The 12,319-nt window shown below is 64.7% G+C and carries 12 protein-coding genes and 1 pseudogene; 2 read left to right on the forward strand and 11 right to left on the reverse strand.

Features of this window, described 5'->3' with window-relative positions:
- From AC1DS3_RS26540 to ndk, 6 genes and pseudogenes are all read right to left on the reverse strand, one after another.
- A pseudogene (locus tag AC1DS3_RS26540) lies at positions 1–239 on the reverse strand (histidine--tRNA ligase); the annotation flags it as partial.
- Between the two features lie 39 nt (positions 240–278).
- On the reverse strand, positions 279–1,571 hold the full coding sequence (ispG, locus tag AC1DS3_RS26545) for a flavodoxin-dependent (E)-4-hydroxy-3-methylbut-2-enyl-diphosphate synthase (protein ID WP_441640347.1): 1,293 nt from the start codon (positions 1,569–1,571) through the stop codon (positions 279–281).
- A gap of 50 nt (positions 1,572–1,621) precedes the next feature.
- The gene (locus AC1DS3_RS26550) at positions 1,622–2,626 is read right to left on the reverse strand and encodes a helix-turn-helix domain-containing protein (RefSeq protein ID WP_441640346.1); all 1,005 of its coding nucleotides are present in this window, start codon (positions 2,624–2,626) and stop codon (positions 1,622–1,624) included.
- Positions 2,619–3,398, reverse strand: a complete 780-nt coding sequence (pilW, locus tag AC1DS3_RS26555) for a type IV pilus biogenesis/stability protein PilW (protein ID WP_441640345.1) — start codon at positions 3,396–3,398, stop codon at positions 2,619–2,621. Before pilW ends, AC1DS3_RS26550 begins: the two co-directional genes overlap by 8 nt.
- Complete coding sequence (gene rlmN, locus AC1DS3_RS26560) at positions 3,395–4,549, reverse strand: dual-specificity RNA methyltransferase RlmN (protein WP_006157748.1); 1,155 nt, start codon at positions 4,547–4,549, stop codon at positions 3,395–3,397. The genes pilW and rlmN overlap by 4 nt, the downstream gene beginning before the upstream one ends.
- Before the next feature lie 53 nt (positions 4,550–4,602).
- Positions 4,603–5,028, reverse strand: a complete 426-nt coding sequence (gene ndk, locus AC1DS3_RS26565; protein WP_006157747.1) for a nucleoside-diphosphate kinase — start codon at positions 5,026–5,028, stop codon at positions 4,603–4,605.
- Between the two features lie 339 nt (positions 5,029–5,367).
- Between ndk and AC1DS3_RS26570 the strand changes: the two genes are divergently transcribed.
- On the forward strand, positions 5,368–6,069 hold the full coding sequence (locus AC1DS3_RS26570; RefSeq protein WP_477128280.1) for a Bax inhibitor-1/YccA family protein: 702 nt from the start codon (positions 5,368–5,370) through the stop codon (positions 6,067–6,069).
- Between the two features lie 105 nt (positions 6,070–6,174).
- Here AC1DS3_RS26570 and rlmD read toward each other — a convergent pair whose 3' ends face one another.
- Complete coding sequence (gene rlmD / locus AC1DS3_RS26575; protein ID WP_477109593.1) at positions 6,175–7,509, reverse strand: 23S rRNA (uracil(1939)-C(5))-methyltransferase RlmD; 1,335 nt, start codon at positions 7,507–7,509, stop codon at positions 6,175–6,177.
- Positions 7,510–7,808: 299 nt separating this feature from the next.
- Here rlmD and AC1DS3_RS26580 point away from each other — a divergent pair, with 299 nt between their 5' ends.
- Positions 7,809–8,678, forward strand: coding sequence for an endonuclease/exonuclease/phosphatase family protein (locus AC1DS3_RS26580; RefSeq protein WP_477128281.1), 870 nt, complete (start codon positions 7,809–7,811; stop codon positions 8,676–8,678).
- 21 nt (positions 8,679–8,699) lie between these two features.
- Here the strand turns inward: AC1DS3_RS26580 and AC1DS3_RS26585 are convergent, their stop codons facing one another.
- From AC1DS3_RS26585 to AC1DS3_RS26600, 4 genes are all read right to left on the reverse strand, one after another.
- Positions 8,700–9,548 (reverse strand): 3'-5' exonuclease, encoded by an 849-nt coding sequence (locus tag AC1DS3_RS26585; RefSeq protein ID WP_174423309.1) that lies wholly within the window; start codon positions 9,546–9,548, stop codon positions 8,700–8,702.
- Positions 9,545–10,723 carry an RNA polymerase sigma factor RpoS gene (rpoS, locus tag AC1DS3_RS26590; RefSeq protein ID WP_150992413.1) on the reverse strand — a complete coding sequence of 393 codons (1,179 nt, stop codon included), beginning with the start codon at positions 10,721–10,723 and terminating at the stop codon, positions 9,545–9,547. The genes AC1DS3_RS26585 and rpoS overlap by 4 nt, the downstream gene beginning before the upstream one ends.
- 6 nt (positions 10,724–10,729) lie before the next feature.
- Positions 10,730–11,584, reverse strand: coding sequence for a peptidoglycan DD-metalloendopeptidase family protein (locus AC1DS3_RS26595; protein ID WP_477128282.1), 855 nt, complete (start codon positions 11,582–11,584; stop codon positions 10,730–10,732).
- 8 nt (positions 11,585–11,592) lie between these two features.
- On the reverse strand, positions 11,593–12,319 hold a 727-nt coding region (locus AC1DS3_RS26600), incomplete at its 5' end, for a protein-L-isoaspartate(D-aspartate) O-methyltransferase (protein ID WP_477128283.1).

Genomic DNA, 12,319 nt, shown 5'->3' on the forward strand with positions numbered 1-12,319 from the left:
CGCACGAACAGCTGCGTGTGCTCAACGATGGGTGTGCGGACCTGCTGGTAGCCGTAGGCACGCAGCATCGCGCGCGAGGCGTTCTCGAAATGCTCCCACAGCGGTGCGTCGGCGGGCAGCATGTCGTTCATGCCCTTGACGCCCTGCAGTGCTTTCACCGCCTTGCTCTTGCTCTCTGCCTTTCTGTCGGCAGCCTTGGCGCCATCGCTGGCGGCCGCCGGATTCACGGGTTGGTTCATTGTGTCTTGTCTTTCCCTGTAGCGCCTGGCCGCAACGGCTCAGGCTGCCACCTCATTGCCGGCGCTCCCGGCCTTGTTGCCGTAGTGGGTGCGCACATAATCGTCCACGATCGCCTGGAATTCCTCGGCGATGCGATCGCCGCGCAGCGTCTTGACCTTCACGCCGTCGACAAACACCGGCGCCGCCGGCGATTCGCCCGAGCCCGGCAGCGAGATGCCGATATTGGCATGCTTGCTTTCGCCCGGCCCGTTCACGATGCAGCCCATCACCGCCACATCCATTTCTTCCACGCCGGGGTAGGCGGTCTTCCAGGTCGGCATCTGCTCGCGCAGATAGCTCTGGATGCTGGATGCCAGTTCCTGGAAGGTGGTGCTGGTGGTACGGCCACAGCCCGGGCAGGCAATCACCATCGGGGTGAAGTTGCGCAGGCCCATGGTCTGCAGGATCTCCTGCCCCACGTAGACTTCCTTCTCGCGCGCAGCGCCGGGTTCCGGCGTCAGCGAAATGCGGATGGTGTCGCCAATGCCTTCCTGCAGCAGCACCGACAGCGCGGCGGTGGAGGCCACGATCCCTTTGCTGCCCATGCCCGCCTCGGTCAGCCCGAGGTGCAATGCGTAGTCGCAGCGCTTGGTCAGCTCGCGATACACAGCGATCAGTTCCTGCACCTGCGAGACCTTGCACGACAGGATGATCTGATCGCCCGAAAGCCCGATTTCCTCGGCCTTCTTCGCCGACTCGATCGCGGAGGTGATCAACGCCTCGACCATCACGTTCTGCGCCGGCCACGGCTCGGCACGCTGGGCGTTCTCGTCCATGATGCGCGCCAGCAGCGACTGGTCCAGGCTGCCCCAGTTCACGCCGATGCGCACCGGCTTGTCGTAGCGGCAGGCCATCTCGATCATCTGCGCGAATTGCGTATCGCGCTTGGCGCCCTGCCCCACGTTGCCGGGGTTGATGCGGTACTTCGACAACGCCTGGGCGCAGTCGGGGTAATCGCGCAGCAGCGTGTGGCCGTTGTAGTGGAAGTCGCCCACCAGCGGTACGTTCACGCCCATGCGGTCCAGCTGCTCGCGCAGGGCGGGCACCGCAGCCGCGGCTTCCGGCGTGTTCACCGTGATGCGCACGATTTCGGAACCGGCACGCGCCAGCTCCTTGACCTGGATCGCGGTGCCGATGGCGTCCACCGTGTCGGTGTTCGTCATCGACTGCACGCGCACGGGAGCGTCGCCACCGATCGTGACCACGTTGTCGCCCCACACCACGCGCGCCTGGCGCGTTTTGCGGCGGGGCAGCGGGCCGGGCAGCACCGGCATACAAGCCTTTTGGTTCATAGCATTACCACCTTGCAATGCGGCGTTGCGCATGGCTGGAGAAACGATGTTCAGGGCAGCGTCAGGCGCGCCACGTTATTGCGGTTGGCCGCTTTCAGGTCGACCGGCGCGCCGTTGCGCGTCAGCGACTCGACGCCCTTGACGTTGCCGATCACGATTTTGTACGGTGGCGTACCGCCGCCGCTGAGATCCTGGCCCGCGCGCGCAGTCCCGCCGAGCACAACCTTGCCGCTACGGTCGCGGATCTCGTACCAGGTGTCCGATGCGAAACGGATGCGCAGCTCGGCGGCCCCGTCTGCCGCTGCGGGGGCCGGCACTGCCGCTGAAGCAGCGACCGCGGAGACGGCGGCCACGGCGGCCGGAGCTGGTGCTGCCGAAGGTGCGGGTGCCGCCGAAAGCGCTGGCGCCACCGCCGCCGGACCGCTGGCGGGCAGCGACTCGGACGGCGCCGGGGCATCGGACGCGGCCATCACCGGCGGCAGTGCGGCCGTGACGGTACCGGGCTCGCTGCCTTGCACCGTGGCTTCGGCCGCCGAGGGTGCCGTAAGCGTTTCCTTGCGCGCCTCGATCCATTGCTTGAAGTGGTCCAGCCCGAACAGCACCCCGCCACCGATCACGGCGACCACCAGGGCCAGCCAGATCCACCGGCCGCCGGAGCCACCGGAGCCAAAGCGGTTACGGTCGTCGAAGCTTTCGTTCAGGCCACCTTCTCGGCGCATGCCGATTTCCACTACCGGCACAGCCTGCGCGTGGAAACGCGCCAGCAAGGCGTCGATGTCGATCTGGAGCATGCGTGCGTAGGCGCGCATCACACCCTTGGCAAAGGTCACGTCGGGCAGTGCCGCGACGTCGCCCTGCTCGATGGCGGCCAGCTTGTGCGAGGCGACCTTCAGCCGCGCACTGACATCTTCCAGCGAGAAACGCTGAGCCTTGCGCGCTTGCGCCAGGCGTTCGCCGATCTCGCGCGCCACCGCCTCGCGCCCGGCATCCGCAGGGGTACCCCCCGCATGACCCGTCGCTGCAGTCTGGCCTTCGGCGCGCTCGTGCTCACTCATCCCATGCTCCTTGTTCGTATGCGGTCAACTCACGCGAATCGGGGAAACGGCTGCGCAGCTGTGCCACCAGGGCATTCTGCGCCGCTACATCACCCTGACGGCGGGCAATGCGCGCACCCAGCCAGAGGGATTGCGCGCTGACGAAATTGCTGCTGTTGATGCGGCCGATATACTGCTGGGCACGCTGGTAGTCCCCGCGCTGGTAATACAGCAGCGCCAGGTTGTTGTTGGCTACCGGATTGTTGCGATCGTAGCGCAAGGCGCCGAACAAGCTCTTCTCGGCTGCCTCGCTGTTGCCATTGCGCAGCTGGCAGGCGCCAAGGCTTGTCAGTGCCTTGCCAGGCCCGCTTGCCGAAGGCGCGTTGACCGCGCGCTCCAGGTAAGGCACGGCCTCGGCATAGCGCCCGTTCACGCACAGGAACCAGCCGTAGTTGTTCAGCACGTCGCCGTCATCGGCGCGCATGGCCAGCGCGCTACGGAAGCTCTCTTCCGCCAGCACGCGCTCGTTCATGTTCATGTAGACCAACGCGCGGATATGGTACGCGTCGACCAGCGTCGGGTCGATGGCAATGGCCTGCTTGGCCTCGTCCAGCGCGACGGTGTACTGTCCGGCTTCAAGGTAGCTGGTAGCCAACTGGAGACGGATAGTAGCCCGCCGGCTCAGCTCGGTCTGGTCGGATGCGGTCTGCAACTCGGGCTTGGCCGGCGGCGGCAACTGGCACGCGGACAGCAGCACCAGCCCCATCAGGACCGCAACTATCAGACGGGTCATGCAGGCCGGGCCTCTTGCGGCTGGCCGGCCGCGGGCGCCGCCACAATCGGCGTGATCTTGCCGAACTTGCCGCGCTGGGCCAGGCGGGTACGGTCCTTGACCTCGCCCGCGAGCTGGCCGCAAGCGGCATCGATATCGTCGCCGCGCGTCTTGCGGATGGTGGTGACGATGCCGGCGTCCATCAGGACCTGGGCGAAGCGGCGGATCTGCTCGTTGTTTGAGCGCTTGAGGCCCGACTCCGGGAAGGGGTTGAACGGAATCAGGTTGAACTTGCAGGGCACATCGGCCACAAGCTTCAGCAGTTCCCGGGCATGCTCGACGCCGTCATTGACGCCATCCAGCATGCAGTATTCGAAAGTGATGAAATCGCGCGGGGCGAATTCCAGGTAACGGCGGCAAGCCGCCATCAGCTCGGCGAGCGGGTACTTCTTGTTGAGCGGCACCAGCATGTCGCGCAACGGATCGTTGGACGCGTGCAGCGATACCGCCAGCGCCACGGGCAAATCCTTGGCCAGCCGGTCCATCATCGGCACCACGCCGGAGGTGGACAGCGTCACGCGCCGGCGCGACAGCCCGTAGGCATGGTCGTCCAGCATCAGGCGCATGGCCGGCACAACCTGGTCATAGTTGAGCAGCGGCTCGCCCATGCCCATCATCACCACGTTGGAGATGACGCGGTCGTCCTTGGCGCCACGGCCCAGTTGGGCACGCATGGCAAACTCGGCCATCCACAACTGGCCGATGATCTCGCCAGTGGACAGGTTGCGCGAGAAGCCTTGCTTGCCGGTCGAGCAGAACCGGCAATTGACGGCGCACCCCGCCTGCGAAGACACGCACAGCGTGCCGCGCGTCTCCTCAGGGATGTACACCGTCTCCACCGCATCGCCGGCGCCAACGTCCAGCAGCCACTTGCGCGTGCCGTCGGCCGACAGGTTGTCGGTGATGACGGCAGGCGAGCGGATCTCGGCGCGCGTGGCGAGCTTTTCGCGCAGCGACTTGGCGAGATCCGACATGGCATCGAAACGGCTGGCGCCGAACTGGTGAATCCAGCGCTGCAACTGCCGCGCACGAAACGGCTTCTCGCCGAGCTCTCCGCAATAGGCGGTAAGCGCGTCCGCATCCAGATCGAGCAGGTTGACGAGAGTGTTCATGACGGCAGTATCAACTTCTATGGCAGTCTAGTCTTGTGGAATAGACCAGACAATCAGCGGCTGTAAACGTTCATGCCGGGGAAGAAGAAAGCGATTTCGACGGCAGCGGTTTCTGCTGCGTCCGAGCCGTGAACGGCATTGGCGTCGATGCTGTCAGCGAAATCGGCGCGAATCGTGCCGGCTTCTGCCTTTTTCGGGTCGGTTGCGCCCATCAGGTCGCGATGCTTGGCGATGGCGTTCTCGCCTTCCAGGGCCTGGATGATGACCGGGCCGGAAACCATGAAGTCCACCAGGTCCTTGAAGAACGGGCGGGCAGCGTGCACTGCGTAGAATTGCTCGGCTTCACCGCGCGACAGGTGAACCATCTTGGCAGCCACGATCTTCAGGCCTGCGGCCTCGAAACGAGCGTAAATCTGGCCGATGACATTCTTTGCCACGGCATCCGGCTTGATAATCGACAGGGTGCGTTCGATCGCCATAAAAACTCCAAAAAATGAAGGGGTTACAAGTCAAGTAAACGTGCAATTCTAGCACGAGACGGTTATGGTTTCGAGATGCCCCATGGCCGCAGGTTCCCGGGAGCCAACCAAGGCACGGCACACACCATAAAGTCACTTAAAAATCACTTTAAATGACGTGCCACGCGCAGGGAACGCGGGAGGCCGGTTGCGATCAAATCACCACTGGCAGCGCGGATTTTGCGAAAATGTGGCTGATACGTTCCCTCAACCCTTGCAATTCCGTTACTGCGATGCCACATTGGCGTTGTGCCCGCCTGGGTTACCCCGGCGCCTCACCGTTTCGAGACAGGAGTCACCATGGATAACAAGCTGAACACATACAGTTTCGGCAGCGGCACCGCGACGAGCGACGTCGTGGTGCGCAATCGGGTCATGCGCAACACCTACTGGTTGCTTGCCATTTCGATGATTCCCACCGTCATCGGTGCGTGGATCGGCGTCACCACGGGCTTCAGCCTGATGAAAGGCAGCCCCGGCCTGTCGATGATCCTGTTCCTGGGCATCGCGTTCGGCTTCTTCTATGCCATCGAGAAGACCAAGAACAGCAGCATGGGCGTGGTCCTGCTGCTGGCCTTCACCTTCTTCATGGGGCTGATGCTGTCGCGCCTGATCGGGTCGGTGCTGCAGTTCTCCAATGGCCCTGCACTGATCATGTATGCCTTTGGCGGCACAGCGGCGGTGTTTGGCGCCATGGCTACCATCGCTACCGTCAGCAAGCGCGATTTCTCCGGGCTGAGCAAATTCCTGTTCGTCGGCGTGATCCTGCTGATCCTGGCCAGCGTCGCCAACATCTGGCTGCAACTGCCGTCGCTGATGATCACGGTTTCGGTGATCGCCATCGGCATCTTCTCCGCCTACATCCTCTTTGACGTGCAGCGCGTGCTGAACGGTGGCGAGACCAACTACATCACGGCAACGCTGGCGATCTACCTGGACGTGTACAACGTCTTCGCCAACCTGCTGGCGCTGCTGGGCATTTACGGCGGCAACCGCGACTAAGGCGGGCGCCGCCGCCGCCCTGCCCCAGACCAAAAGGCCAGCGCACCCGCGCTGGCCTTTTTTCTTAGCCGCGGCCGCAAGGCCGCGCCCGCCTTCCTCAGTCGCTCAGCCGCGGTCGAACACCGCAATCGATTCCACATGCGAGGTGTGCGGGAACATGTTGACCACGCCAGCACCGGAAAGCCGGTAGCCGGCCTCGTGCACCAGCAAGCCGGCATCGCGCGCCAGCGTGGCCGGGTTGCACGAGACGTAGACGATGCGCTTGGGCAGCACGTCGCTGCCAGCCTGAGCCAGTTCACCCAGCGCCTTGCTGACCGCCAGCGCACCTTCGCGCGGCGGGTCGATCAGCCAGCGGTCGAAACGGCCCAGCGCGGCGATGTCTTCCGCACCCACCTCGAAGAGGTTCCTGCAGGCGAATTCGGTTTTGTGGTCCAACCCGTTGATGACCGCATTGGCCAGTGCCCGGGTGGTCAGGACCTCGCTGCCTTCGATGCCCATCACCGAGCGGCCGCGCGTGGCCAGCGGCAGCGTGAAATTGCCAATGCCGCAGAACAGGTCGAGCAGCCGGTCATCCGGTTGGGCGTCCAGCAAGCGCAGCGCCCGGCCGATCAGCGCGCGGTTGATCTGGTGGTTGACCTGGGTAAAGTCGGTCGGCTTGAACGGCATGCGGATATTGAATTCCGGCAGCGTGTAGGCCAGTTCGCGGTCCAGCGGGTAGAACGGCACCACCGTGTCCGGGCCCTTGGGCTGAAGCCAGAACTGCACGCCATGCTGGTCGGCGAAGGCGCGCAGCAACGCCTCGTCGGCCTCGGTCAGCGGCATCAGGATGCGCAGCACCAGCACTGTCACGTCCTGCCCCACCGCCAGTTCCACCTGTGGCAGGCGGTCGCGGATCGACAAACCCGTGATCAGCTCCCGCAGCGGCACCAGCAGGGCCGATACGTGCGGCGGCAGAACCTTGCAGCTCGCCATATCAGCCACATAGCTGCTCTTGCGCTCATGGAAGCCGACCAGCGCGACGCCTTTCTTTGCCACGTAGCGCACTGTCAGGCGCGCCCGGTAGCGGTAGCCCCAGTCCGGGCCAGCGATCGGGCGGAACACCACGTCCGGGCGCAGCTTCGACAAGTGCCAGAGATCGTCTTCCAGCACGCGTTGCTTGATGGCCACCTGCGCGCGTGCGTCCAGGTGCTGCATCGAACAACCGCCGCAAACGCCAAAATACTCGCAGCCCGGCTTCACGCGCATCGATGAGGCCTTCTTGATCATGCCCAGGTTGGCCTGCTCGAAGCTGGCCTTGCGCTTGAAGCTGCTGTAGCTGACGGTCTCGCCCGGCAGCGCGCCCTCGACAAAAATCACCTTGCCCGGGCTGCCATCCTCATTGACCAGCCGGCCAACGCCGCGCGCCTCCATGTCGAGGCTGTGGATCTGCACGACGGGCAGCTGCACGGGCACAGGCTTGACCGGTGCGGGCACGGCCGGGGAGGCGAAAGCGCCACCTTCTGGCGCAGAATGGGCTTGCGTAAGAGTCACGGCTTGAGACACCTGGGGAACCTGACGTATTGTTTTGTGAAAGCGCGATTGTAGTCCAGACGCACAGCCGGGCGGCCCTGCGGCAAGCCCGGTGGCATGAAGACCGGGACAAGCGCGCGAGATAGGCGCAACATGGGTGCAGCACGCGCGAGGCACTCCCGGCACAGAACACCGGCACCGCGCGCCGCGGCAACCGAGCAGGGGGCGACATGGAACTGATTTCCTGGAATATCCAGTGGGGTCGTGGCGCCGACGGGCGCGTCGACCTGGCCCGCACCGTCAGGACGCTGCACGCGATCGCCGACGCCGATGTACTCTGCCTGCAGGAGGTGACGCGCGACTATTCCGACCTCGCAGGCGCGCCTGGGCCCGACCAGGTAGCCGAACTGGCGGCGCTGCTGCCCGGCTACCGGATCCTCTACGCGCCTGCGGTGGACCGTTTCACAGTGGACGGCGCGCCACGCCAGTTCGGCAACCTCATCGCCACCCGCCTGCCCTTGCTCGAAGTGTTTCGCCATGCCCTGCCCTGGCCCACCGATCCAACCGTCCCGTCGATGCCGCGTGTGGCGCTGGAAGCAACGGTAATGACGGGAGAACGTCGCCTGCGTGTGATCTGCACCCACCTGGAGTATTACTCGACACATCAGCGCGCGGCCCAGACCGACGCGCTGCGCGCCTGGCACCGCGAGGCCTGCGAGCACGCCAGCCAACCCGGCCTGCGCGAGACGGGCTCCGGCCCGTTCACACCCGAAGCACGGCCCGCTTCCGCCGTGCTGTGCGGCGATTTCAACGGCGCGCCGGACGATATCGCTTACCTGCGCATGTTGGCGCCATACGACGGTTGCCACGAAACCGGCATCATCGGCTGGCACGACGCCTGGACGCATACCCACCCCGGCAAGCCCCATGCGCCAACTTGCGCCTTGTATGACAGGGAGCAATGGCCGCAGGCGCCGTTTGCCTGTGACTTCGCATTCCTGACAGAGGACCTGCTGTCGCGCGTGCTGTGCTGCGAGGTGGATGGCGAAACGCGGGCATCCGACCACCAGCCGATCTACTTGTCGCTGGCGGACGAATAAGGGTCTGTCACGGAGGGGCGCTTAGATTTCCGGTTCTTCGTCGTCATCGCCGCCGGCATACACCGGCTTGATGCGGAAAGACTGGAGGTACTGGATCCACTGCGAACCCGGCAACTCGGCGAGCGACTCCTGCACGAATTCGATTTCGGTATCGAACTGCTTCGGCGTCAGGCCGCCGCGCATCAACTGGAAGCGGCAGTACACCAGGTAGGTATTGACGACATCGGTTTCGCAGTAATCGCGGATCGCGGGCAACTGGCCGTCCTGGTAGGCCTGCCAGACCTTGCTGCCGTCCATGCCCATCTTGCCGGGAAAGCCGCACAGCTTGGCGAGATCGTCCAGCGGTGCGCTGGCTCGCGGCTGGTACATCGCCAGCAGGTCCATCAGGTCCAGGTGCCGCATGTGGTAACGACTGATGTAGTTGTTCCACTTGAATTCGCGGCTGTCGGACTCGCTGCCTTCGCCCATTTCCCAGTAGCGCGGCGCCACGATGCCATGCACCAGCCCGCGGTAATGCAGCACGGGCAGGTCGAAGCCGCCACCGTTCCACGACACCATCTGGGGCGAGTAGCGCGCCACAAGGTCATAGAACTTCTGGATCAGCACCGCCTCGCCGTCTTCCAGCGTGCCAAGCGAGCCCACGTGGAAAACCGGTGTGCCATCGCGCTGGTTACGGCGCAGCACGCAGGAAATGGCCGCGATGCGCTGCAGGTAGTGTGGCAGGAAATCGGTGCCGTTTTTCTCGCGGCGGGCCGCGAAAGCATGTTCGGCGACCTCGGCATCGGTCATGGAGTCGGGATGGTCGTGCAGACGACGCAAACCATCGACATCGGGAATCGTCTCGATGTCGAATACCAGCACAGGTGTCATAGAACAGCGTCCTTGCGCACGCCTTGCGAAGCAAAATGGCGTTTGAGCTTGACCAGCGCCTCTTGCTGGATCTGGCGCACACGCTCGCGCGTCAGCCCCATTTCCTCGGCAAGTTCTTCCAGCGTGGCCGGCTCGATGTGATTAAGCCCGAAGCGGCGCTCGACAACATAGCGGTGCTTTTCGGACAAACGCGCCAACCATTGTTTCATCAGGTTTTCCAGCTCGCGGTGGGCGACTTCCTGGTCGGGCGCGGCATTGTGCTCGTCCGAGAGGAAATCAAGCAGGCTGGATCCGGGATCGAGATCGAATGGCGTGTCGAGCGAGGTGGTGTGCTCGTTGAGCGCGAGCACGTCTTGTATTTCGTCAGGGGTCTTGCCCAGCAGGTGGGCAATGTCTTCCAGGCTGGCATCGCGGCCGTCGGTGCCACCCTTCTCCAGATGGCGCTTGGCGCGCAGCACCTGGTTGAGCTCGCGGATGACGTGGACCGGCAGGCGTACGGTGCGCGCCTGGTTCATGATGGCGCGCTCGATGCTCTGGCGGATCCACCATGTGGCGTAGGTCGAGAAACGGAATCCGCGGGAGGGATCGAATTTCTCGATGGCGTGCATCAGACCGAGATTGCCTTCCTCGATCAGGTCCAGCAGCGGCACGCCGCGATTGAGGTAGCCCTTGGCGATGCTGACCACCAGCCGCAGGTTGCGCTCGATCATGACCTGCCGCGCCGAGAAATCCCCGCCCTTGGCCAGGGTGGAAAAATGCAGTTCCTCCGGCGCGGACAAGAGCGGCTTGATGCTGATGCGATTCAGGTAATGCTGGACGGTGTCGGCTGCCAGTTCGGTGTGCAGCACGGTGCGGAAGTCGTCATGATCGGGCGCGGCCGGCTCGGCGGCGGCCTCGCCCTCTTCTTCGTCCTCGGACTCTTCTTCGTCCTCGTCGCGGGCCTGGCGCTCGACTTCCTCGACCATCAGGTCGGCCTCGCGCAGGCCTACCGCCGTGCCCGTGGTGATGGGCTCATCGGTAAGCGGCACCAGGTCGGCGGCCGGGTCCTGGCCGTAGGCCTCGGAATCTGCATCGGCATCGGCTTGCGCCACGCCAGTGGACTGCTGCAACTCCGGCTGCTTGGGACGCCGAGCGCGGCTGGTGCTTCCGGTGGAGACAGTTTTCTGGCGTGGCATGAACCCTCACTGTGGCGGCAGATACCGCATCGGATCGACTGGTTTCCCGTTCTTGCGTACCTCGAAATGCAGCTTCACACGATCGGTGTCACTGTTGCCCATCTCTGCAATCTTTTGTCCCTTGCGGACCGTTGCCTGCTCCGTCACCAGCACCTTGTCGTTGTGGCCGTACGCAGTGAGATATGTATCGTTGTGTTTGATGATGACAAGATTCCCGTAGCCGCGCAAGGGGCCAACGTGAATCACGCGGCCATCGTCGGCTGCTTGCACCGGATCGCCCTTTTTGCCGGCAATATCAATGCCCTTGTTGCCTTTTTCGTCGAAACGCCCGATCAGCTGGCCGGTGACCGGCCATGCCAGCTTGACCGAGCCATCGGCGGCTGGCGCGGAGGCCGCCGCCACGGGCGCGGAAGCCCCGCCGGCAGTGGCTGTCGACGGAACCGGCGTGGGCACAGGACGCGCCTGGTCGATCGGCTGGCCCTGCACGCCACCCGGCGCCACCGGCATGGTGGCTACGCCGGTGCCCGCGTTGACGTCGGCGCCAGGAGGCGCCACGCGCAACAATTGACCCACTTCGATCTGGTTGGCATTGGCCAGAGAATTCCAGGCCGCGACATCGCGATAGGACTGGCCGTTCTCGAGCGCGATTCGATAAAGCGTATCGCCTCGCTTGACGCGATAGTACCCAGGCGGCGCGGGTTCCAGCGGGACGACACCGGCGACGCCGGCTCCCGAGGTGCGGTCCACCACGGGCGCCGGCATGGGCGGGGAGGCGCAGGCGGCCCGCAAGGCCCGCAGCAGGGAGGCGGTAGCGAGCTGCCCGGCGCGGGCGAAACGTTCCGTGTTCACGATATTGTGCATAGTTCGACTCAGATAGTGCCCGATTTTAATGGCACAAAGAAAACGGCTTCAAGCGCGGTCCGGTGAAAGCGATGCCGGTTACGCCGCTCGATCAACAATAATTGCTGTGTGACGGTCTGCCCGGCCCCGCCGGCGGAGGGAGGCACCGCCACGGGCGCGATCAGCCGCCCGCCAATGGCAAGCTGCTCCAGCAACGCCTGAGGCACCTCCATGCCGGCCGCCGCCAGGATAATCGACGAAAACGGCGCCGCCTGGGGTAAACCCAACATGCCATCACCATAATGCAGGCGCAGGTTTGGCACCCGCAGCGGCCGCAAGTTCGCCTTGGCTTGTTCGTGCAGCGGACGAATCCGTTCGATGGAGAACACTTCGCGCGCCACCAGGCTCAGCACGGCCGCCTGATAACCGCAGCCGGTACCGATTTCCAGCACACGCTCCAGCGGCTCATCCGCGCCGAGGCCATCGCGCAACAGCTCGATCATGCGAGCCACCACCGACGGCTTGGAGATGGTCTGCTGGTGGCCGATCGGCAACGCCGCATCTTCATACGCCTGCGACGACAGGCCGGGCTCGACAAACAGGTGGCGCGGGATGGTGGCAATCGCGTCGAGTACGCGGTCGTCGCGGATGCCGGCCGCGCGCAGCCGCGCCGCCAGCGCGCCACGCGCGCGCTCCGAGGCCATGCCACCGCCGCCCGCCGTAGCGGCACTGGCACGCGCCTGCACGGCGCTCGCT

The organism is Cupriavidus sp. 01L46 (genome assembly GCF_056399905.1).

What these genes read in the sequence shown, in the direction of transcription:
- AC1DS3_RS26570 (WP_477128280.1), top strand. Translation starts at nt 5,368, where the DNA reads ATGGATAACAAGCTGAACACATACAGTTTCGGCAGCGGCACCGCGACG.
- AC1DS3_RS26585 (WP_174423309.1), bottom strand. Translation starts at nt 9,548, where the DNA reads ATGACACCTGTGCTGGTATTCGACATCGAGACGATTCCCGATGTCGAT.
- ispG (WP_441640347.1), bottom strand. Translation starts at nt 1,571, where the DNA reads ATGAACCAAAAGGCTTGTATGCCGGTGCTGCCCGGCCCGCTGCCCCGC.
- AC1DS3_RS26580 (WP_477128281.1), top strand. Translation starts at nt 7,809, where the DNA reads ATGGAACTGATTTCCTGGAATATCCAGTGGGGTCGTGGCGCCGACGGG.
- rpoS (WP_150992413.1), bottom strand. Translation starts at nt 10,723, where the DNA reads ATGCCACGCCAGAAAACTGTCTCCACCGGAAGCACCAGCCGCGCTCGG.
- rlmN (WP_006157748.1), bottom strand. Translation starts at nt 4,549, where the DNA reads ATGAACACTCTCGTCAACCTGCTCGATCTGGATGCGGACGCGCTTACC.
- ndk (WP_006157747.1), bottom strand. Translation starts at nt 5,028, where the DNA reads ATGGCGATCGAACGCACCCTGTCGATTATCAAGCCGGATGCCGTGGCA.
- AC1DS3_RS26595 (WP_477128282.1), bottom strand. Translation starts at nt 11,584, where the DNA reads ATGCACAATATCGTGAACACGGAACGTTTCGCCCGCGCCGGGCAGCTC.
- pilW (WP_441640345.1), bottom strand. Translation starts at nt 3,398, where the DNA reads ATGACCCGTCTGATAGTTGCGGTCCTGATGGGGCTGGTGCTGCTGTCC.
- AC1DS3_RS26550 (WP_441640346.1), bottom strand. Translation starts at nt 2,626, where the DNA reads ATGAGTGAGCACGAGCGCGCCGAAGGCCAGACTGCAGCGACGGGTCAT.